11 protein-coding genes are annotated in these 22,697 nt (G+C 64.9%); 9 read left to right on the top strand and 2 right to left on the bottom strand.

The genetic code is table 11. The annotated features are described in order from the left end of the window. Positions 1-39 precede the first annotated feature (39 nt). Complete coding sequence (locus BX591_RS17275; RefSeq protein ID WP_111932595.1) at positions 40-657, bottom strand: sugar dehydrogenase complex small subunit; 618 nt, start codon at positions 655-657, stop codon at positions 40-42. 286 nt (positions 658-943) lie between these two features. Here BX591_RS17275 and BX591_RS17280 point away from each other — a divergent pair, with 286 nt between their 5' ends. The 8 genes from BX591_RS17280 to treY all read left to right on the top strand — a co-directional run bounded on the left by BX591_RS17280 (position 944) and on the right by treY (position 20,639). Further along, positions 944-1,606: a DUF1345 domain-containing protein gene (locus BX591_RS17280; RefSeq protein WP_111932596.1), complete on the top strand. Its 663-nt coding sequence runs from the start codon at positions 944-946 to the stop codon at positions 1,604-1,606. A 459-nt stretch (positions 1,607-2,065) separates the two neighbouring features. Then, a complete protein-coding gene (locus BX591_RS17285; RefSeq protein WP_111932597.1) occupies positions 2,066-5,518 on the top strand; it encodes a maltotransferase domain-containing protein in 3,453 nt (1,150 codons plus the stop codon). Continuing rightward, positions 5,515-8,973: a maltose alpha-D-glucosyltransferase gene (treS, locus tag BX591_RS17290; RefSeq protein WP_111932598.1), complete on the top strand. Its 3,459-nt coding sequence runs from the start codon at positions 5,515-5,517 to the stop codon at positions 8,971-8,973. Before BX591_RS17285 ends, treS begins: the two co-directional genes overlap by 4 nt. Further along, positions 8,966-11,176, top strand: a complete 2,211-nt coding sequence (gene glgB, locus BX591_RS17295; RefSeq protein WP_111932599.1) for a 1,4-alpha-glucan branching protein GlgB — start codon at positions 8,966-8,968, stop codon at positions 11,174-11,176. Before treS ends, glgB begins: the two co-directional genes overlap by 8 nt. Positions 11,177-11,276: 100 nt before the next feature. Then, positions 11,277-13,496 carry a glycogen debranching protein GlgX gene (gene glgX / locus BX591_RS17300; RefSeq protein ID WP_111932600.1) on the top strand — a complete coding sequence of 740 codons (2,220 nt, stop codon included), beginning with the start codon at positions 11,277-11,279 and terminating at the stop codon, positions 13,494-13,496. Between the two features lie 131 nt (positions 13,497-13,627). After that, a complete protein-coding gene (gene treZ / locus BX591_RS17305) occupies positions 13,628-15,541 on the top strand; it encodes a malto-oligosyltrehalose trehalohydrolase (protein ID WP_111932601.1) in 1,914 nt (637 codons plus the stop codon). Then, the gene (gene malQ / locus BX591_RS17310) at positions 15,538-17,784 is read left to right on the top strand and encodes a 4-alpha-glucanotransferase (protein ID WP_111932602.1); all 2,247 of its coding nucleotides are present in this window, start codon (positions 15,538-15,540) and stop codon (positions 17,782-17,784) included. Before treZ ends, malQ begins: the two co-directional genes overlap by 4 nt. Beyond that, on the top strand, positions 17,781-20,639 hold the full coding sequence (gene treY / locus BX591_RS17315) for a malto-oligosyltrehalose synthase (RefSeq protein ID WP_111932603.1): 2,859 nt from the start codon (positions 17,781-17,783) through the stop codon (positions 20,637-20,639). Before malQ ends, treY begins: the two co-directional genes overlap by 4 nt. Before the next feature lie 61 nt (positions 20,640-20,700). On the opposite strand, the gene BX591_RS17320 is transcribed toward treY, so the two are convergent. Continuing rightward, positions 20,701-20,901 (bottom strand): nuclear transport factor 2 family protein, encoded by a 201-nt coding sequence (locus tag BX591_RS17320; RefSeq protein WP_111932604.1) that lies wholly within the window; start codon positions 20,899-20,901, stop codon positions 20,701-20,703. 292 nt (positions 20,902-21,193) lie between these two features. On the opposite strand from BX591_RS17320, the gene BX591_RS17325 reads away from it, so the two are divergent. Beyond that, on the top strand, positions 21,194-22,681 hold the full coding sequence (locus BX591_RS17325) for a dipeptidase (RefSeq protein WP_111932605.1): 1,488 nt from the start codon (positions 21,194-21,196) through the stop codon (positions 22,679-22,681). Positions 22,682-22,697: the final 16 nt, after the last annotated feature.

The raw sequence follows: 22,697 nt of genomic DNA on the forward strand, positions 1-22,697 counted from the left end.
TGCTGCCCTCTTTTATATCGACCGGGGAACGTCGTTGCGTCAGGCGCTGACCGGTTTCTGCGTCCAGTAGAACGGCACGTCGCGGCAATACGACGGAATGGTCAGCACGTCTTTCACGGGCTCGAACATCAGCGCCTTTTCATAGGCGATCACGTCCACATGCGGCATCTCGCCGACGAGGCCCAAATACCACGCGCGCATGATCGCGCCCACGGTTTTCGCGAGCGCCGGTTGCTCCGCCTGCAAGGCCTGCGTGACCGTATCGGACGGCACGCCGCCATGGCCTTGCAGCCACGTGTTGAGCGCAGCGACGTTCTGGGCGAACTGGCTGTCGGATTTAACGAGTGCGTCGTAGTAACGCTTGCTGAGGATCGGGTCGAAGCTGGCGTGGGCCGTGAGGCGCTGCGAGAGTGCGACGAAAGCGTCGAGGCCACCGCCTGCGGGCACATCGGCGAAGGCCGGAGCGATCCATGAGAGCGAGCGGCCGGCGCCGACAAACGCGAGCGCCACGGCGCTGGCGCAAGCGCCGAGCACCCACGCTCTGCGCGACGCGGAAAATGACGCTGGAAACGATTTCGGCAACGAAGCAGACGACGACAACCCGGTTGAATGCGTCACTTCGTGGTGCGCATTATTTTTCTCAGGAACATCTGTCATGGGGACTCCAGATGGTGAGTCGATCGTGAGTCATACGTACTCAACGGGCAACGCGGCGATACAGGGATGCCCTTTGCGCGCTACCTCGATGCTCTACCCCAAACCTGGTCTGGTGCCGCTTCAGCGGTCTTCGATGCAAAAAACCTCAGCCTGCCAATCGCCTTTCAACTGAAAGCGGCGCGCAAGGCCGCTGCGAAAGACTATAGCCTGTGACTCGCCCATTCGACAAATGGTGCTCGAAGCGCGGGTAGAATCCGCGACATCGATGCCCACGCTCCTACATTCCATGCTCACACAATTTCTCCCGCAGGTTCTTCGCAATCGGCCCCGCATGCTGATCGGTCTGGCCGTCGGCGTCGTCGCCGCGTTCGCATTGCCCGCCCACACGCGTCCCATGGTGCTGGGCCTCGCCGGCTGGGACGCCGCCGTCTGGACCTATCTGGTGCTGATCTGGGTACACATGGCGCTCGCCGACGAAGGCGACGTGCGCGAATACGCCCGCCGCGACGATGAAAACGCGGGCGTGGTGCTGGCCATCATCTGCGTGGCAACGGTTGCCAGCCTGGCCGCGATCGTGCTCGAGCTGGCCTCGGCGAAGGGTACGGCGGGCGCGTCGACCGCCTGGCACTATGTGCTGACTGGCCTGACGATGGTTGGCGCATGGTTCATGATCCCGACCATCTTCACGTCGCACTATGCGCGGCTCTACTACGACACGGACGTCAAGGAAACGCCGCTGCTGTTTCCGGACCACCAGCTCGAACCGAACTATTGGGACTTCCTGTACTTCTCGTTCACCATCGCCGTGGCTTCGCAAACCTCGGACGTCGTGTTGCGCTCGCGCACGATTCGCCGCGCGGCGCTCGCGCAGTCGATCCTGTCGTTCTACTTCAACGTCGCGGTGTTGGGCTTGTGCGTGAACATCGCAGCGGGCCTGGTTGGGTCGTAGGCGCATTGCCGAGCCGGTTTTTTCGGGTGACCGTGCGACCCGCACGGCTCGTCCGACGCCCCGTGTAAAACCCGGGCGACGCCGCCTGATTTACACGCGGGCCGCAGCATTACCAGGCTTGACCAGGCCTCGGCCCACCGCTCTCCCATCTTCCAGCGTTCCCCGCATCCTCCTGCGGGCCGCACGCTCGCCCCCCTCCTCGCGTCTTTCCGGACCATACTGGCACACCGATTGCTGCGTCTTGCGAACAGTTCCGGCCAGTCCGGCGTCACCGTGCGTGGCGTCAAAGCACCCCCTCACTGGCCAGCGGCGTGACGATCTTTGCACTACATTGACCAGTACGCGCCTTCGCTCGACGCAATCGCGCGGTAGCGGTATCCGGCTCTGGAAGCCCAATGAGCGCTGTGATCGCATGCCAATTGCATCCACACCGCAGCAGGACGAATCTGGAAACGACCGATGGAATCTCCAAACGGGTACGCGCCACGGATTTACTTTTTTCATTCACTTCTGGTTGGACCGCTCGCCGCGTGGCCCGCGCAGTTCGCGCATGCCGCCGCGCTGGGCTTCGATCATGCGTTGATCGGTAGCCTCTTCGAGCCGGGGCAGGCAGGCCACGGGCAGGTGGTCGGCAATCACGGCAGACTGCATCCGGTTTTCGAGGCGCAAGGGTCCGCGGTCGAGTCGATTCGCACGCTCGCGGCCGAGGCCCGTCGGCATGGCGTGACCTTGCTGGCCGATCTGGTGATCGACCGGATGGCCGCCGACGGCGCGCTTTACGCCGACCATGCCGACTGGTTCCTTCCGCTCGAGTCGGAGGAAGCGCGGCTCGATCCGCGCCATGTGCATCGCGAGGACAACGTCGCGTATGCGAATTTCAGCGACGCCGGCAGCAGCGCCGCGCTAACGCTCTGGTGGACGCAGCAACTGCTGTCGCTCGCCGAGGCCGGTGTGGGCGGCTTCCGTTTCGACTCCCCGCATCGCGTGCCGGCTGCCGTATGGCGGCAACTCGGCGAAGCGGTGCGCGCCAGGTATCCGGACGTACGCTTTCTTGCCGCGACGCCCGGTCTGTCACGCGGCGACCTGCCCGCGCTGGAAGGCGCGGGTTTCGACAGCGTGTTCACGTCGGTGCGCTGGTGGGACTTCCGTTCAAGCTGGATGGTCGAGGAGCACGCCGCGCTCGCGCGCCTCGGCGCGCCGATCGCCTTCCCCGAAGCGCCCTACGGCACCCGCCTCGCCGCCGACCTGAGCGACGCGCACGACGCCGCCATCGTCGAGCGGGCCTACCGGCGCGCGTTGTTCGCGTCGGCGTCGACCGGTACCGGCTGGATGATGCCGATGGGTTTCGAATACGGCATCGCCGAGCCGATGTCGCAGACGCGCGGCGACGCCGCGCAATTCGCGCTCGCGGCTCAGGCCAGGCAGTTCGATCTCTCCGAGCGCATCGCGCATGTGAATGGCGTTGCACGCAATACGGCAACGCTGCACGCCAACGGTGAATTGCGCCCGTTAAGCGGGCCGGGCGCACCCGCCGCCGTGCTACTACGCGCCGATCGGCCCGATCTGCGCGACGCCAGCGAGGCGATCCTGATCGCCATCAATCCTGAACTCGGCGCGCCGGTGCGGGTCGACCCCGCGCGCTTTTTAGCCGGCGTGCCCGGCAACTTCACCCGCTTCGTGCCGCTCGACGCGCCCGGCCACATCGCACCTGTCACGCTAACGCCGTTCACGCTCGCCCCCGGTGCGGTCCGCCTGTTTCGCGCGGTGACGGAGAAACCGATCCGCCTCGCGCCGCCGATCGACAAATCCAGCAGTAAACGCAGCGGCCGCAAGACCGTGATCGAAGCGCTCAGCGCACCGCGCGTTGCGATAGAGAACGTGACGCCTTCCGTCGACCATGGCCGGTTCCCGGCCAAGCGCAGCGTCGGCGAACGCGCCGAGATCAGCGCCGCGATCTTCGCCGAAGGTCACGACAAGATCGCCGCCGCCGTGCTCTGGCGCGCCGCCGACGAAACCGCGTGGCACGAAGTCGCCATGGCCCCCGCGCAGCCCGCCGGCCTCGACATCTGGACAGCGCGGATTCCGCTCGAACGGTTGGGTCGCCACGAATTCACGGTGATTGCCTGGCGCGACGACTTCGCGTCGCTGGTCGAGCATATCCAGAAGAAACTGAAGGCGGGTCAAACCGTCGAACTGGAACTGGACGAAGCCGCGCATCTGTTCGCGCTGGTGCTCGCCGAAGTCGAAACCGTGGAAGGCGCGATTACCGATCCGCTCGAACACATCGTCAAGGTCTTCGCAAAGTCCGACGCCGACACCAAGCTCGCCTTGCTGCTCGCGCCGACCACCGCGAAGGCGATGAGCGCCGCGCGCCACCGGCCGTTCCTGAGCCGCGATCCGGTCATCTACAAGATCGACGCCGACCGTACCGCCGCGCGCTTCGCGAGCTGGTACGAGATCTTTCCGCGCTCCATGAGCGACGACGAATCGCGCCACGGCACCTTTGCCGACGTCACGACGAAACTGCCGCGCATTCGCGACATGGGTTTCGACGTGCTGTACTTCCCGCCGATTCACCCGATCGGCGTGGCGAATCGCAAGGGCCGCAACAACACGCTCAATGCACAACCGGGTGATGTAGGCAGCCCGTATGCGATCGGCGGCGTGGAGGGCGGCCACACCGCCGTGCATCCGCAACTCGGCACGCTCGACGACTTCAAGGCGATGCTCGCCGCCGCGCACGCGCACGGCCTCGAAATCGCGCTCGACTTCGCCGTGCAGTGCTCACCGGATCACCCGTGGTTGAAGGAGCATCCCACCTGGTTCGCATGGCGTCCCGACGGCACACTGCGTTACGCGGAGAATCCGCCGAAGAAGTATCAGGACATCGTCAATCCCGACTTCTATGCGCACGACGCCAAGCCCGATCTCTGGCTCGCGTTGCGCGACGTGTTCCTGTTCTGGATCGACGCGGGCGTGCATATTTTCCGTATCGACAATCCGCACACCAAACCGCTGCCGTTCTGGGAATGGGTGATCGGCGATATCCGCGCGCGCTTTCCCGACACGATCTTTCTCGCCGAAGCGTTCACACGTCCGCGCATGATGAACCGGCTCGGCAAGATCGGTTTTTCGCAGTCGTACACGTATTTCACGTGGCGCGAGTCGAAGCGCGATTTCATCGAGTACATGAACGAACTCACGCGAACCGACGCGCGCGATTTCTACCGGCCGAACTTTTTTGTCAATACGCCGGATATCAACCCACGGCATTTGCAGTCGCAAGGCCGCACGGGCTTTCTGATTCGCGCGGCGTTGGCCGCGACGCTGGCCGGTTTGTGGGGCGTGTACAGCGGCTTCGAGTTGTGCGAGGCCGCCGCCTTGCCGAACAGCGAGGAATATCTCGACTCAGAGAAGTACCAGTTGCGCGCCTGGGACTGGAACCGGCCCGGCAACATCGTCGGCGAGATCAGTGCGCTGAACCGGATTCGCCGCGCGAACCCGGCGCTGCAAACGCATCTCGGCCTCACGTTCCTCACCGCTCACAACGACAACATTCTGTTCTTCGAGAAAGCCACCGAGGCGCGCGACAACGTGATCGTCGTCGCGATCAATCTCGATCCGTTCAACGAACAGGGCGCGGACGTCGAGCTGTCGTGGGAGACGTTCCAGCACTGGCATCTGCACGACCACGGCGCGCTTGAAGTCACCGATCAGATGACCGGCGCGCGCTTCGAATGGCACGGCCGCCGGCAGCACGTTCAGCTCGGCTCCGGTCAGCCGTTCTCGATCTGGCGGATCGCGCCGCTCGGCGGCCTGCCCGCCGAACGCCCCGATGAAGCCGACAGCGACTCCGACAGCGCCCATCACGCAGACGCTGGCAATCCAACCCAAACGGAAGGTGCGATATGAAGCGTGACGATCCAGCCCAAGCCACATCGCAAGCTCACGGCAACGCCGGCAACGCGGCGAAAGCCCGTTCGCAGCGGCGCGGCAAACCCGCCGCGTTGAGCGACGATCCGCTCTGGTACAAAGACGCGATCATCTATCAGGTGCATATCAAGTCGTTCTTCGACGCGAACAACGACGGCGTGGGCGATTTCCCCGGCCTGATCGCCAAGCTCGACTACATCGCCGAGCTCGGCGTGAACGCGATCTGGTTGCTGCCGTTCTATCCGTCGCCACGGCGCGACGACGGCTACGACATTGCCGATTACCGCAATGTGCATCCGGACTACGGCCAGCTCTCCGACGTGAAGCGCTTCATTCAGGAAGCGCACGCGCGCGGCATTCGCGTGATTACCGAACTGGTGATCAACCACACGTCGGACCAGCACCCCTGGTTTCAGCGCGCGCGCCGCGCGAAGCCGGGTTCGAATCATCGCAACTACTACGTGTGGTCCGATACCGATCAGAAGTATCAGGAAACGCGGATCATCTTTATCGATTCGGAACCGTCCAACTGGACGCATGATCCGGTGGCGGGTGCGTATTACTGGCACCGTTTCTACTCGCACCAGCCGGATCTGAACTTCGACAATCCCGCCGTGCTGAAAGAGGTGTTGCAGGTCATGCGCTTCTGGCTCGATATGGGAATCGACGGGCTGCGGCTCGACGCGGTGCCGTATCTGGTCGAACGCGAAGGCACCAACAACGAAAACCTGCCGGAAACGCACGCGATCCTGAAGAAGATCCGCGCCACCATCGACGCCGAGTATCCGAACCGGATGCTGCTCGCCGAAGCGAACCAGTGGCCGGAAGACGTCAAGGAATATTTCGGCGACGAAGACGAATGCCACATGGCGTTCCACTTCCCGCTGATGCCGCGCATCTACATGTCGATCGCGAGCGAAGACCGCTTCCCGATCACCGACATCATGCGGCAAACGCCGGACCTCGCTGAAACGAACCAGTGGGCGATTTTCCTGCGCAATCACGACGAACTCACGCTCGAAATGGTCACGGACTCCGAGCGCGATTACTTGTGGAACACCTACGCGAGCGACCGCCGCGCGCGGCTGAACCTCGGTATTCGCCGCCGCCTCGCGCCGCTGATGGAGCGCGACCGCCGTCGTATCGAGTTGATCAATTCGCTGCTGCTCTCCATGCCAGGCACGCCCGTGATCTATTACGGCGACGAACTCGGCATGGGCGACAACATCCACCTCGGCGACCGCGATGGCGTGCGCACGCCGATGCAGTGGTCGTCGGATCGCAACGGCGGTTTCTCTCGCGCCGATCCCGAGCAACTGGTGCTGCCGCCGGTCATGGGTTCGTTGTACGGTTTCGACGCGGTCAATGTGGAAGCGCAAAGCCGCGACCCGCATTCGCTGCTGAACTGGACGCGCCGCATGCTCGCCACGCGGCGCGCGAAGCAAACCTTCGGGCGCGGCACGATCCGTTTTCTGAAGCCGGAGAATCGCAAGATTCTCGCGTATCTGCGCGAAACGCCAGGCGAACCGCCGATCTTGTGCGTGGCGAATCTGTCGCGCGCGCCGCAAGCGGTAGAGCTCGATCTGTCCGAGTTCAACGGCTCCGTGCCGATCGAAATGACCGCCGATTCGGTGTTCCCGGCGATTGGCCAACTCACCTATCTGCTGACGTTCCCGCCGTACGGGTTCCTGTGGTTCATGCTATGCCCGGGTGGTCAGCGCCCGACCTGGGCGCAAGCGCATTCGGAGCCGCTGCCGGAGTTCGTCACGATCGTGATCCGCGAAGGCCAGGCCGGCCCGACACCGGAAAACGTCCGCCTGCTCGAATCCGAAGTGCTGCCGTCGTGGCTGAGCCGGCGCCGCTGGTTTGCGTCGAAAGATCAGAAGATGCATGCGGTGCGGCTTGCCGCATTGACGACGATTCCGAACGGCGGCTTCGCGTTCACCGAAATCGAAGCGGACGTAGGCGATCACACCGAACGCTACGTGGTGCCGATCGCGATCACCTGGGGCGGCGAAACCACCTCGCCCCTGTTCATGCAATTGGCGTTGGCGCGCGTGCGGCGCGGCCGCAACGTCGGGCATCTGACCGACGCGTTCTCGTTGCCGATCTTCGCGCATGGCGTGATGCGCAAGCTACGGGAACGCGCGGTCGTGCCGACCGTGCAGAAGAGCGAAATCAGGTTCCTGCCGACCGAGCGTTTCGACGAGCTGTCCGGGCTCGGCGAGCGGCCGGACATTCGCTGGCTCGCGGCCGAACAGAGCAACAGTTCGCTCATCATCGCCGACGCCGTGGTGCTGAAGCTGGTGCGCAGGCTGGTCAGCGGCATTCATCCGGAAGCGGAAATCAGCCGCTATCTGACCCAGCTCGGTTACGCGAACACCGCGCCGCTGTATGGTGAAGTGGTGCGTGTCGATCCTGAGGGCGTGCCGCATACGCTGGCGATCCTGCAGGGCTTTATCGACAATCAAGGCGACGCGTGGAACTGGTCGCTCGACTTCCTGCGCCGTTCGGTCGACGAACTCGCGATCGCCGTGGATACCGACGCGCAGTCCACGCCGGACCGCGGCAACGAAATCAATCTGATGGAAGGCTATAGCGCGTTGGCGGGCATTATCGGCAGGCGCCTCGGGGAGTTGCATGTCGCGCTCGCCTCACCGACCGACGACCCTGCCTTCTCGCCCGAACCGGCAAGCGCCGAACAGGTGAAGGCCTGGGTCGACGGCACGCAGACCATGCTCGCCGGCGCGCTCGACCTGCTCGCGCCGCGCATCGAGCAGATGAGCGACCCGGAAACCCGCGCACTGGCCCAAAGCCTGATCGACCGTCGTGCGGCGCTCGTCGAGGTGGTCGGCAAACTGGTGTCGGCCGACACGGGCGCGCTGCGCACCCGCATTCATGGCGACTTCCATTTGGGCCAGGTGCTGGTCGCACAGGGCGACGCGTTTCTGATCGACTTCGAAGGCGAGCCGGCGCGTTCGCTCGAAGAGCGTCGGCAGAAGTCGAGCCCGTTGCGCGACGTGGCCGGCTTGATGCGTTCGTTGTCGTATGCGAGTGCGGCCGCGCAGTCCACGATGGAAAGCGCGCCGCAACAAACCGCCGACCGCAAGCTGGCGCTGTTCGACCGTTTCCGCGCGCATGCCACCGACACGTTCCTGACGGCCTATCGTGCCGCTGCGGCAGACGCCGCGACACCGCTGGTCGCGCCCGAAGCCGAGCAAGCGCTGCTCGACCTGTTCCTGATCGAAAAGGCCGCCTACGAGATTCGCTACGAAGCGGCCAACCGTCCGACGTGGCTCGGTCTGCCGGTGCGCGGCCTCGCCGCGCTCGCCAATCGTCTGCTCGGCGATACTGGCGCTTCGCCGCAAGATTCCTCAACCCAGGCGCCTGGCGCCGCCACACCGCCTAACCCGGCCGAGGGCGACTATGAGTGAGCACGATCCGGCCGTAGGCCTCCAACCGCTCGACATCGACGCGCTTGTCGAAGCGCGTCACCCCGATCCTTTCTCGCAACTCGGGCTGCATCAGACGGACGCGGGTCCGGTGGTGCGCGCGCTGTTGCCGAACGCCGCGCACGTCACCGTGATCGCGCGTGCCGACGGCGCGACGCTCGGCGAGCTCGAACAACTGCGGCCGGGGTTGTTTGCCGGCCGTGTCACGTCTGCGGCGCCGTACCGCTTGCGGATCGACTGGCATGGCGTCGTGCAGGAAATCGAGGACACGTATTCGTTCGGCCCTGTACTCGGCGACGAACCGCTCGGGCGTCTGGCCGGCGGCGATCCGTATGCGGTGCTCGAACTGCTCGGCTCGCGTCCCATGGAAGTGGACGGTGACCCCGGCGTGCGCTTCGCCGTCTGGGCGCCGAACGCGCGGCGCGTCTCCGTAGTGGGTGACTTCAACGCGTGGGACGGCCGCCGTCATCCGATGCGGCTGCGTCATCAGGCCGGTGTGTGGGAGCTGTTCGTACCGCGCGTCGGAGCCGGCACGCGTTACAAGTACGAGCTGTTGTCGCGCGACGGCCACCCGCTGCCGTTGAAGGCCGACCCGTGCGCGATGCAAACGGAGAAGCCGCCGGGCACGGCGTCGGTGGTCGCGCATGTGGACGAGATCGAACAGTTTCCGTGGAGCGATCACGAGTGGATCCAGTCGCGCGCCGCGAAGCAAACGCCGCGCGCGCCGATCTCGATCTATGAAGTCCACGCCGAATCCTGGCTGCGCGTCGCCGAAGAAGGCCAACGCGGTCTCAACTGGGAAGAACTCGCCGACCGGCTGATCCCGTACGCGAAGAGCATGGGCTTCACGCACGTCGAGTTCATGCCGATTGCCGAGCATCCGTTCGGTGGATCGTGGGGCTATCAGCCGCTCGGACAGTTCGCGCCGTCGGCACGCTTCGGCAAGCCGGAACAATTCGCCGGCTTCGTCGACAAGGCGCACGCGGCCGGTCTCGGCGTGATTCTCGACTGGGTGCCGGCGCATTTCCCGAACGACGCGCACGGTCTGGTCGACTTCGACGGCACGCCGCTCTACGAGCACGCCGACCCGCGCGAAGGCTATCACCAGGACTGGAACACGATGATCTACAACCTCGGCCGCAACGAGGTGAGCGCGTTCCTGATCGCCTCGGGACTGGCGTGGCTGAAGCGCTATCACGTCGACGGGCTGCGTGTGGATGCGGTCGCCTCGATGTTGTACCGCGACTATTCGCGCGCCGCCGATCAGTGGGTGCCGAACATTTACGGCGGCCGCGAGAACCTCGAATCGATCGCGTTCCTGAAGCGGCTCAATCACGAAGTCGGCTATGTGCCGGGTGTGCCGGGCGCAATCACGATCGCCGAGGAATCGACCGCATGGCCGGGCGTCACGGCCAGGGTCGAAGACGGCGGCCTCGGTTTCCAGTTCAAATGGAACATGGGCTGGATGCACGACACGCTGCACTACCTCGAAGAAGACCCGGTCTACCGCCAGTACCATCACCACATGATGACGTTCGGCATGGTGTACGCGTATTCGGAGCGCTTCGTGCTGCCGCTGTCGCACGACGAGGTGGTGCACGGCAAAGGCTCGCTGCTCGGCAAGATGCCCGGCGATACGTGGCAGAAGTTCGCCAACCTGCGCGCGTATTTCGGCTTCATGTGGACGCATCCGGGCAAGAAGCTGCTGTTCATGGGCGGCGAATTCGGCCAGATGGCGGAGTTCGATCACGACACGTCGCCGCACTGGCATCTGCTCGACGAATCGAACCACCATGGCGTGCAGATGCTGGTGCGCGATCTGAACCGTCTGTACCACGACGAACCCGCGCTTTACCTGCTCGACTGCGAATCGGGCGGCTTCGAATGGCTGGTCGGCGACGACAACGGCAACAGCGTGTACGCCTATCGCCGCACCGACGGCGCGGGCCGCGAAGTGGTCGTGGTCTGCAACATGACGCCGGTGCCGCGCGTCGGCTACCGGCTCGGCATGCCGCGCGGCGGGCGCTGGGTCGAAGTGTTGAATACGGATGCCGGCGTGTACGGCGGCTCGAACATGGGCAATGGCGGCCTGATTCAGACCGACGCCATGTCGAGCCATGGCTGGCCGCATTCGGCGTCGCTCACGCTGCCGCCGCTCGCGACGATCGTGCTACGCGCGGATTGACGAAAATGCTGTAGATCGAGCGCGCGGCGTGACAAGCCGCGCGCTCGTTGCATGAAGACCCAGGCGAGCGTTCAACAATCAGAACAAAGGAAGGGGAATCATGTCGCATGCAATGCCCGACCGGCTTCTGCCCGGCTCGCCCTACCCGCTCGGCGCCAGCTGGGACGGCCTGGGCGTCAACTTTGCGGTGTTCTCGGCGAACGCGCAAAAAATCGAGCTTTGCCTGTTCGATCCGACCGGCCGCAAGGAAATCCGCCGCTTCACGCTGCCGGAATGCACCGACGAAGTCTGGCACGGCTACCTGCCGAACGCTCATCCGGGCACCGCGTATGGATTTCGCGCGCATGGGCCGTATCAGCCGCAGCACGGGCATCGCTTCAATCCGCACAAGCTGCTGCTCGATCCGTACGCGCGCAAGCTGGTCGGTCAGTTTCGCTGGTCGGACGCGCTGTTCAGCTATCGCGTGCACTCGAATCGCGCGGACCTGTCCATCGACCGGCGCGATTCGGCGCCGGCCATGCCCAAATGCGTGGTGATCGACGAAGCGTTCGACTGGTCGCACGACAAGCGCCCCAACGTGCCGTGGGGCGAGACCGTGATCTACGAAACGCATGTGCGCGGCGCGTCGATGCTGCGCGCCGATCTGCGTCAGCACGAGCGCGGCACGTTCGCCGCGCTGGCGTCGCCGGAGTTTATCGAACATCTGCTGAAGCTCGGCGTGACCGCGGTCGAACTGCTGCCCGTTCACGCGTTTCTCAACGACCGTTTTCTGGTGGAGCGCGGGCTGCGCAACTACTGGGGTTACAACACGGCGGCGTTTTTTGCGCCGGAGCCCTCGTATCTGAGCACGCACCGGCTCGACGAAATGCGCATTGCCGTGCGCCAGTTGCACGCGGCCGGCATCGAAGTGATTCTCGACGTGGTCTACAACCACACCTGCGAAGGCAACGAGGCGGGCCCCACCATGTCGTGGCGCGGCCTCGACAACGCCAGCTACTACCGGTTGATTCCCGGCGACGAACGTCACCATATCAACGACACCGGTTGCGGCAACACCTTGAACCTGCCGCATCCGCGTGTGCTGCAGATGGTGATGGACTCGCTGCGTTACTGGTCCACGGCGTTCAATATCGACGGCTTCCGTTTCGACCTCGGCGTCACGCTCGGGCGCGAACAGCACGGTTTCGATCCCGGCTCCGGTTTCTTCGACGCCTTGCGCCAAGACCCGATCCTGTCGCAACGCAAGCTGATTTCCGAGCCGTGGGACATCGGTCCTGGCGGCTATCAGCTCGGCAATCATCCGCCAGGCTTCGCCGAATGGAACGATCGTTTCCGCGACACGGTACGCCGTTTCTGGCGCGGCGACGCCGGCTTGCGTCCGGATCTCGCCGCGCGCCTGACCGGCTCGGCCGATCTGTTCAACCGCCGCTTCCGCAAGCCGTGGGCATCGGTCAATTTCGTCACGTCGCATGACGGTTTTACGTTAGCCGACGTCACCGCTTACGAGCAGAAGCACAACGAGGTCAATCGCGAAGGCAACAACGACGGCCACAACGAAAATTGCAGCCGCAACTGGGGCGTGGAAGGTCCGAGCGACGATCCCGCCGTGCTCGCCACACGCAAACGCGTGGCCCGCTCGCTGGTCGCCACCTTACTGATGGCGCTCGGCACGCCGATGCTGCTGGCCGGTGACGAATCGCTGCGCACCCAGAACGGCAACAACAACGCTTACTGCCAGGACAACGAGATCTCGTGGATCGACTGGGAGCGCGCGCAAACGCCGGACGGGCAGCACATGGCCGAGTTCGTCGCACGCGTGATCGCGTTGCGGAAACACCATCCGTTGCTGCGCGAGACGCGCTTTCTGTTCGGCGACCGCGAAGTGTTGCCGGGTCTGTTCGATGTCGGCTGGTTCGACGAACACGGCGATCCGCTCACCATCGAAGCGTGGCAGGACCCTGAAGGCCGCGCGTTCACGCTGCGGCGCGCCGGTCCAGGCTTGAATGGCGAAACCGAAGTATTGTTGATGATGCTCAACGCGAATCAGGACACGTTGCGTTTTACGCCGCCCGCGCCGCATCTGGAATGGCACGTGCTAATAGACACGGCCGAGCCGGAAAGCGGGCCGTACCGGCTGGCGGCGCCGGAGGTCGAAGTGGGCGCGCATAGCCTCGTAATGCTGGCCGCGCAACCGGTGGGCGATGCGGACTGGCAGGCCGGCTGGAAGGCCGGCGCGCAGCACGGCCCACGGCTGTTGACGGCGCTGCCGCCCGATCCGGGCGCGCATCCGCCGCGTAGCGATACGTCGCCGACCACGTAGACGGCAACAACGTCGCACGATGCGACGGCACGCAAGGCGGCTGGTTTGTAACGCGCTTGAAACGCACGATCCCGCCAATGCGATCCGCGCGTAAAACGCGGCTCGACAGCACATTCGAATGGTGAAGAATCATGTCCCAAAGTCCGATTGATCCTCACGCGCATCATCACGCGCATTGCCTGCCGTTCGGCGCCCAGCTGCTGGGCGCCGCGGGGGCCAAACCGCGCACGCGCTTCCGGTTCTGGGCGCCGTCGTGCGAACAGGTTCAGGTCGACGTCGAAAGCGGCCCCGCGCAAGGCGCGCACGCCATGACGGCCACCGGCAACGGCTGGTTCGAAGCGACCGTGGAGAGCGGCGCGGGCACGCTGTATCGCTTCCGGCTCGACGGTGAGCACGCGGTGCCCGATCCGGCGTCACGCTTTCAGCCGCAAGACGTGCATGGCCCGAGCGAAGTCATCGACCCGCGCGCCTACCGTTGGGAACACACACACTGGCACGGACGGCCGTGGGAGGAGACCGTGCTGTACGAACTGCATGTGGGCGCGATGGGCGGCTATGCGGGCGTTCAACAGCGCCTGCCGGCGCTGGCCGCGCTCGGCGTGACCGCGATCGAGTTGATGCCGCTGAACGATTTTCCCGGCCAGCGCAACTGGGGCTACGACGGCGTGTTGCCGTATGCACCCGATTCGGCATATGGCCGTCCCGAAGAACTCAAGGCGCTGGTCGACGCCGCGCACGGTCTTGGCCTGATGGTGTTTCTCGACGTGGTCTACAACCACTTCGGCCCGGACGGCAATTATCTGCACCAGTACGCGCGCCCGTTTTTCCGCGAGGGCACGCATACGCCGTGGGGCCCGGCAATCGATTTCGCGCGGAGCGAGGTAAGCGACTTCTTCACCGATAACGCCATCTACTGGCTCAACGAATATCGCTTCGACGGGCTGCGTTTCGACGCGGTGCATGCGATCGACAATCATGCATGGCTGCGCGAATTGTCCGACCATATCCGCGCCAAAGTGCAGCACGGCCGGTATGTGCATCTCGTGCTGGAAAACGAGCACAACAGCGCGAATCTGCTCGAAGCGCATTTCGACGCGCAGTGGAACGACGACGCGCACAACACCTTGCACGTGCTGCTAACCGGCGAAACGGAAGGCTATTACCACGCGTATGAAGACCAGCCGATTCGGCGGCTTGCACGTGTGTTGTCAGAAGGCTTCGCGTACCAGGGCGATCCTTCGCCGATTCACGACGGCAAGCCGCGCGGCGAAGCGAGCGGGCATTTGCCGCCCACGTCGTTCGTGATGTTCCTGCAGAACCACGATCAGATCGGCAACCGCGCATTCGGCGAGCGTCTGCGCAAATTGACCTCGGACGACGCGTTGCGCGCCGCCACCGGTTTGCTGCTGTTGTCGCCGCAAATCCCGCTGCTGTTCATGGACGAGGAATACGGTTCGACGCAACCGTTCCTGTTTTTCACCGACTACGCGGGCGATCTCGCCGATGCGGTACGCGAAGGACGCCGCCGCGAATTCGCGCGCTTTTCCGCGTTCAGTGACGAAAAGCGGCGCGCGCAGATTCCCGATCCGAACGATGCCAAGACGTTCGCGGCTTCGTCGCCGCCCGCGCCCGACGCGTCGTCCGGCGACGAAGCAAAAGACCGGCTCGACTGGATGCACTTCTACAAATCCGCGCTAGCCGTGCGCGCCAGGCTGATTACGCCACGCCTGAAACATGGCAAGGCGCTCGGCGCGACCGTGTTGACCGACGCGAACGGTGGCGACGCCAACGCTTTGGTGGCACGCTGGAAACTCTGCGACGGCGAGACCTTGTCGATCGCGTTGAATCTGTCGAAGGAGAGCGTGGCGTTCAACGACATACCCGCCGGCAAGATCGTTTTCGAAACGCCGCCGCGCGTGCGCGAGCAGATCGACACCCAGGCGTTGCCGTCGAACGCGTTCGTCGCGTGGCTGACCGGCGACGTCAGCCATTACGCGGCCGGCCACGACGCCCGCATTGCCAGCCAACAGGAGCGCCACGCGTGAGCACTCGACGCAACGATACGATCGTCACCCTCGCCACGCGCGCCGGTTTCGAGGTGGAGTGGCAGGACGCACACCACACGACCCAACATGTGCCGGAAAGCACGCTGGCCGTGCTGCTGGACCGCATGGGCTTGCCGTGCGGCAACGCGACGCAAATCCGCCAAAGCGCGGCGGCGCTCGAAGCGGAATTATCGGGCCGCAAACTACCGCCGCTGATGACCGCCGAAGTGGGACGCGGCATCGCGCTGCCCGCTGCGGCAATCCGCTCGGGCAGTCACTACAGGATCGAACTCGAAAGCGGCTCGATCATCGACGGACGCTTTACCGTGCCTAAAGGCGAGGAAGCGCTGCTCGCCCCGATCGACGAACCCGGCTATCACACGCTCGTGCTCAACGAGCAACGGATGACGCTGGCGGTGGCGCCGGCGCGCTGCTACACAGTGGCGGATGCGTGGCGCACGTTGAACCACCGCGACGACGGCGACAGCGGCAAAGCCGACGACAGCACTGCACACGCGCCGCCTTTGTGGGGCATCGCCGCGCAACTGTACGGCTTGCGCCGCGTCGGCGACGGCGGCATCGGCGATTATTCGGCGCTGGCGCAACTCGCCATCGAAAGCGCACGACGCGGCGCGCATGCGCTCGCCGTCAGCCCGACGCACGCAATGTTCAGCGCGGAGCCGGATCGCTTCAGCCCGTATTCGCCGTCCTCACGCTTGTGGTTGAACGTCACGCATATCGATCCCGCCGCCGTGTTAGGCGCGGACGCGGCACGCAGTGCGCTCGAAGCCGCGCAAGGCACTCACGGCACTCAAGGCGCGCAGAGCTGGTCGGCGCTGGAAGACCTGCCGCTGATCGACTGGCCGAACGCTGTCGCATTGAAGCTGAAGGTCTTGCGCTCACTCTACGAACATTTCTGCGCGCAGGACCTCGCACACGGCACACCGCGCGCGCTGGAATTTCATGGCTTCTGCGAACGCGCCGGCCGCGCGCTCGAAGACCACGCGCGTTTCGAAGCGCTACAAGCCGCGCAACTGTCGCAGGAAGGCGGCAACGGTCATTGGCGCAATTGGCCGGAAGCCTTGCGCGATCCGCGCAGCGCCGAGGTCGAAGCCTTCGCCGAAGCGAATCGCCGCGAAGTCGATTTCCATCTGTTTCTGCAATGGCTGGCCGCCAAAGGGTTATCGCACGCCCAACATGCCGCGCGCGATGCCGGCATGGCCGTCGGCCTGATCGCCGATCTCGCGGTGGGGTGCGACAGCGCCGGCAGTCACGCCTGGTCGTATCGCGACGACATGCTGCAGGGCGTGTCGGTCGGTGCGCCGCCGGACCTGTTCAACCAGGCCGGGCAGGCATGGGGCCTCACGACCTTCTCGCCGCGCGCCATGCGCACGCAAGGCTTTTCCGCGTTCATCGACATGTTGCGCGCGGCGTTCGCGCACGCCGGCGGCATCCGCATCGATCACATTCTCGGCTTGCGTCGGCTGTGGCTGGTGCCGGAAGGTGAAAGCGCGCGCAACGGCGCGTATCTGCGTTATCCACTCGAAGACCTGCTGCGCCTGATCGCACTCGAATCGTGGCGGTTTCGCTCGATCGTGATCGGTGAAGATCTCGGCACCGTGCCGCCCGGTTTTCGCGAGCGGCTCGACGAACACGGTCTCGCCGGCATTCGCGTTCTGTGGTTCGAAGGCGCGCACGGCGGCAAAGGGTTCAAGCCGCCGCACGAGTGGGACCGTAACGCGGTCGGCACCACCACCACGCACGATCTGCCGACCGTGGCCGGCTGGTGGCGCGGCAGCGACATCGTGTGGCGCAACCGGATCGGCCAGACCATGGCACGCGCCGACGGCCGCGATCCGGAACAGGTCGCGCAGGAAGAACGCGCGCGCGACCGCGCTGAGATGTGGCGCGCGTTTCAGTTGGCCGGCGTGGCCGCACAGGGTGTGGAAGCCCCACCGCCCGACGACGCACCGGTGGATGAAGCGCTGGCTTTCGTCTGCGCCACGCCGGGCCCGCTGGTGACGTTTCCGCTCGAGGACCTGCTCGGGCAAGTCGAGCAGCCGAACCTGCCCGGCTCGATCGACGAGCACCCAAACTGGCGCCGCCGCGTGAATCTGCCCATCGACGAACTGTTCAAAGACGACGCTTTCTGCGACCGCCTGCTGGCCGTCGATCGCGAACGCCGCGCCGCGCGCGCCGCTGTTCCTTCTTCCAACGCTTCTGCGGAGCCTGATACGCCATGACCGTCCCGCGCTCCACGCTTCGCCTCCAGTTTCACCGAGGCTTTACCTTCGACGACGCCGCGAAGCACGTCGACTATTTCGCCGCGCTCGGCATCAGCCACGTGTACGCGTCACCGATTACCACGGCCGAGCCCGGATCGATGCACGGCTACGACACCGTCGACTACACCCAGGTCAGCGCCGAATGCGGCGGCGAGGCGGGCCTGAAACGCCTCGTCGACAAGCTGCGCGCGCACGACATGGGGCTGCTCGTCGACATGGTGCCGAACCATATGGGCGTGGGCGGCGCCAGCAACGCGTGGTGGCTCGATATCCTCGAATGGGGCCGGCACAGTGCCTACGCGCGTCATTTCGACGTCGACTGGCATTCGCCGGATCCGGCGTTGCGCGGCAAAGTGCTGGCGCCGACGCTCGGCGCGCCGTATGGCGAAGAACTCGCGGCGGGCCGCATCGCGCTGCATTTCGACGCGGCTAGCGGGCGCTTTTATATCGGCTATGGGCCGCATGTATTCCCCATATGTCCGATCGATTACGCGTCGATCCTGCAAGGCGCGGGTCGTGCCGAACTCAACGCGCTCGCCGAACGCTTCAACGGGCTGACGACGCAACCCTCGGACCATGCGCGTGCCGCCGACGGGCGCGAGACGTTGCGCGAGTTCGTCGCACAACAGGGCAGTGCCTCGGTCGATGCCGCGCTCGAAGCGTATGCACCTGGCGATCCGGTGACGCGCGACCGCCTGCATCGGCTGATCGAGCGGCAGCATTTCCGGCTCGCGTGGTGGCGCACCGCGTCCGACGAAGTCAACTGGCGGCGCTTCTTCGACATCTCCACGCTCGCCGGCGTGCGGGTGGAACGTCCCGAGGTGTTCGATGCGGTGCATGCGCTGATATTCCGTCTCTACCAGGAGGGGGTGGTCGACGGGCTGCGGATCGATCACGTCGATGGGCTCGCCGAGCCGCGCGAATACGCGCAGCGCTTGCGGCAGCGACTCACGGAATTGCGCGACACCGCGCCGTACGTGGTCGTCGAGAAAATTCTCGGCCGTGGCGAACCGCTGCGTGACGATTGGCCAGTCGATGGCACGACCGGTTACGACTTCATGAACGACGTGGGCGCGTTGCTGCACGATCCCGCCGGCGCGGAACCGCTGGCGCAGACGTGGGCCGAACTCACGGGCCGCAGCCCGCGTTTCGCGGACGAAGCGTTGAGCGCGCGCCGCAAGATTCTCGCGGAGAATCTGTCGGCGGAGCTGGATCGGGCCGCGCGAGCGTTGCATCGCATTGCGCGAGATTCGCTGACCACGCGCGATTTCACCTTCACGTCCCTGCGCCGTGTCCTGACCGAACTGGTCGTGCATTTTCCGGTGTATCGCGTCTATCCGCAGAACGGCTTGCGCAGCGCCGCCGACAATGTCTATTTCGACCAGGCGCTCGATGGCGCGAGACAGTCGCTGTCGCGGGCCGACCTCGTCGTGCTCGAACGCGTGAATGCATGGCTCGGCGGTAGCGCGGAAGACGCGCCGAGCGGACGCCCCGGCGCGCCGCCGCAGCAAGGTCAGAACAGCGCGCCGCCCAGCCACGCCGGTTCGTCGCGGCGCACCGCGCAAACGCTGTTTTCGCAATTAACCGCGCCGGTCGCCGCGAAGGCCGTCGAAGATACGGCGTGCTATCGCTACGGGCGGTTGTTATCGCGTAACGAAGTCGGTGCGGACCCCGGTGAATTCGCGCTGTCGGTCGAGCAGTTTCATGCCGCCAATCTGGAGCGCGCGCAGCGCTTTCCTCACGCGTTGCTCGCCACCGCCACGCACGATCACAAACGCGGCGAAGACGTGCGCGCCCGTCTCGCGGTGTTGAGCGAAATCGCGGGCGACTGGAGCGCGACATTGCGCGCGTGGTCGGCGTTGAACGCCCCGCATCGCCGTACGCTCGACGGCAAGCCGATCGGCCAGGACACGAGTGACGACTGGTCGCCGGGCCCCGCCGCCGAAGCGATGCTGTATCAAACGTTAGTGGGCTGCTGGCCGCCGGCGTTGAAACCGGACGACGCAGCGGGCGTCAAGGAACTGGCCGAACGTGTCGCGCAATGGCAGTTGAAGGCGCTGCGCGAAGCGAAGCTGCAAACCAACTGGCTCGCACCCGACGAAGCGTATGAAGCGGGCTGCCGCGATTTCCTGTTCGAGATCCTCGCGCCGCAGCAGCGCGACGGTTTCCTGAAAGAGCTATCGACGTTTGTCGCGCGAATAGGCCGCGCCGGTGCGCTCAATAGCCTGCAACAAACCGTGTTGCGGCTGGCGTCGCCGGGGATTCCGGATCTGTACCAGGGCACTGAATTGTGGGACTTCAGTCTGGTCGATCCGGACAACCGCCGGCCGGTGGATTTCGCTCAGCGTGAGGCGTGGCTCGTGCAGACGCCGCCCTCCGATTTTCTGCCGAGCTGGCGCGACGGCCGCGTCAAGCTTGCGGTCGTGCAACGCGTGCTGGCGCTGCGCGCGCATGTGCCGGAGTTGTTGAGTCAGAGCGAGTACCTGCCGCTTACCGTGCGCGGCACGCACGCCGCGAATGTGATTGCGTTCGCGCGGCGGCATGGCAACGCGTGGGCCGTGGTGATCGCGAGCCGGTTGGCGTCTGGCTTGCTCGATAACCATCCCGACGCCAGCGATCTGCCGATGGTCGATCCGACGACTTGGGCGGACACGGCGATTGAAATGCCGTCCGATCTGTCGGCGCGAGCGTTGTTCGACTGGCTGAGTCCCGCCGCGCCGAAGGTCGACGAGAACGGCCTGCTGTATTTGCGCGATGCGCTCAGTGCGATGCCGATCGCGGTGCTGGTGGAGGATGGCGTGCCGCGTAGTTGATTGTGCCGCCGCTCCTGGCAGATGAAAAGGCGGTTAAAGCACGCGAGCTTTAACCGCCTTTTTACTGGCTTGCCGGCGTCATGCAACGCAATGCTTTCTTAACCCGCAGCGGCTGACCCGCTAAGGTGGCCGATGGCTGCCATTCGATCATCACGGCGTCGCCGGTTGGCGCCCACTGCAAGACGTCGACTTTCAAATCCGGCAGTTGCGTCAGCACCTGGCGAAAATGCTCGACCACGCCTTCGCGATCGGGTTCTGCCATTCCGTGGCGAACCGTTGCACGGCTTTGCGCGCATTGGGAAGCTGCTCTTCAGTGTGTGAAAGGTATTACTCTGCTTGAGTCATTCTGGTCTGCTCCTGATTGGATTGCCTACCTACGGGTCGTGCGTCCGTCTTTCAACGCTGCAAGCAAAGTCGAACCGACGCGCTGGCCGCTCCGGCGGGTGATAATGAAAAGGCTAGGAGCCACGCTTATCTTGCCGCGCGCATGATCTGCAGCATGGTGTGCGAGGCGGCGCAGTTCTCACAAATAAATCGCCCCAACAGGAATGCCGATGACACTCGACTGGTCGACGATTCGCGATGGCAATGCCGACACGCTGCATGACACAACCGTCGACATCACGGGTTGGATGATTCCGCTGGATCCGCAAGCCGAGTCGGTCGATTACTTTCTGCTCAGCGCCGATGAACCCTGCTGCGGAGGGTGCGTGCCGCGCAATCCGGCGGCATCGATCGAGGTCTATGCGGCGCTACCGCTCGCGCCGCAAGCCGGCGCGCTGAGGTTACGCGGCCGGCTGCTGCGTCTGGTCGACGATCCCGCGGGTTGGCGCTATCGACTGGTCGAAGCGACCGCGTTCGAACGTCCGCCGTCTTTGCCGCGCACCTTTAGCCGGCGCGCGTTTCTTTCCTCCGGCGCGGCGTTAGGACTCGCGGCGTGCGCACCCGGCCGTTTCGCGAGCTACACCGATCCCCACGCGCAAGACGATCCGGCCGCGCTGGCCGAGAGCGACAGCGCGGCTGCGTCGCAAACGGCTTCGTCGCCCGCAGTTTCATGGCAAGCGCCGTCCGGCACGCTCACCATCGACATGCACAGCCACGCCGGCCGCGTAACCGTGTCGCGCGATCCGGCGATCGGTGCGCGTCGGCCGTTTCTGCCGCTCGCCGCGCCGATGCGCAACGGTGGCATGAACGTGATCTGTCTCGCGATCGTCACAGATACTACAGTCACGCGCGTCGCCGAGAACCGCAAGCGCTTCGAAGCGTGGCGCGATCCGCAACCGGGTGAGTTGTACGCGCTCGGTCAAGCCGAATTCCAGCGCGCGCATCAGTTGATCCAGCGTGAGCGGATGCAGGTGGTCACGAATGCGGCGTCGCTCGCGGCGCAGGGTTCACTCGGGCCGTGCGCGATCATCTCGGCCGAGGGCGGAGATTTTCTCGAAGGTCAGGTGGATCGCGTCGACGAGGCCTACGCGCAGCATCAGTTGCGGCATTTGCAGCTCACGCACTATCGCGTGAACGAACTTGGCGATATTCAGACCGAGCCGCCGGTACATGGCGGGCTGACCGATAACGGTGCGCAAGTGGTGCGCCGTTGCAACGCGCTGGGTATCGTCGTGGATGTCGCGCACGGCACTTACGAACTGGTAAAGCGCGCTGCCAACACGTCCACCAGGCCGCTCGTGTTGTCGCATTCGGCGTTGGCCACGCACCCTTCGTCGCGCAGCCGGCTCATCACGCCGGACCATGCGCGTGTGATTGCCGGCACGGGCGGCGTGATCGGCGTATGGCCGAGTTCAGGGTCGTTCAAGGATATCCACGCCATGGCCGAAGGCATCAAGCGCATGGCGGATGTGGTCGGCGTGGCGCATGTCGGGCTGGGAAGCGACATGCTCGGGTTCATTTCGCCGCCGGTGTTCCGCAGCTACGAACAGTTGCCCGATCTGGCAAGCGCGCTGCGCGTCGCCGGGTTCACGGATGAAGAAGTGAGCGCGATTCTGGGTGGGAATTACCGGCGGGTGTTTGAGGCTTCGGTGGGGTAATCGGCGCGCCCCAACG

Origin of the sequence: Paraburkholderia bryophila (genome assembly GCF_003269035.1) — a bacterium.
In the GTDB taxonomy this organism is placed as follows: Bacteria; Pseudomonadota; Gammaproteobacteria; order Burkholderiales; family Burkholderiaceae; genus Paraburkholderia; species Paraburkholderia bryophila.

Excerpts from the sequence above, each read along its gene's own strand:
- treZ (WP_111932601.1), top strand. The coding sequence starts at position 13,628 with ATGTCCCAAAGTCCGATTGATCCTCACGCGCATCATCACGCGCATTGC.
- BX591_RS17275 (WP_111932595.1), bottom strand. The coding sequence starts at position 657 with ATGACAGATGTTCCTGAGAAAAATAATGCGCACCACGAAGTGACGCAT.
- BX591_RS17320 (WP_111932604.1), bottom strand. The coding sequence starts at position 20,901 with ATGGCAGAACCCGATCGCGAAGGCGTGGTCGAGCATTTTCGCCAGGTG.
- BX591_RS17325 (WP_111932605.1), top strand. The coding sequence starts at position 21,194 with ATGACACTCGACTGGTCGACGATTCGCGATGGCAATGCCGACACGCTG.
- BX591_RS17280 (WP_111932596.1), top strand. The coding sequence starts at position 944 with ATGCTCACACAATTTCTCCCGCAGGTTCTTCGCAATCGGCCCCGCATG.
- glgB (WP_111932599.1), top strand. The coding sequence starts at position 8,966 with ATGAGTGAGCACGATCCGGCCGTAGGCCTCCAACCGCTCGACATCGAC.
- BX591_RS17285 (WP_111932597.1), top strand. The coding sequence starts at position 2,066 with ATGGAATCTCCAAACGGGTACGCGCCACGGATTTACTTTTTTCATTCA.
- glgX (WP_111932600.1), top strand. The coding sequence starts at position 11,277 with ATGTCGCATGCAATGCCCGACCGGCTTCTGCCCGGCTCGCCCTACCCG.
- treS (WP_111932598.1), top strand. The coding sequence starts at position 5,515 with ATGAAGCGTGACGATCCAGCCCAAGCCACATCGCAAGCTCACGGCAAC.
- treY (WP_111932603.1), top strand. The coding sequence starts at position 17,781 with ATGACCGTCCCGCGCTCCACGCTTCGCCTCCAGTTTCACCGAGGCTTT.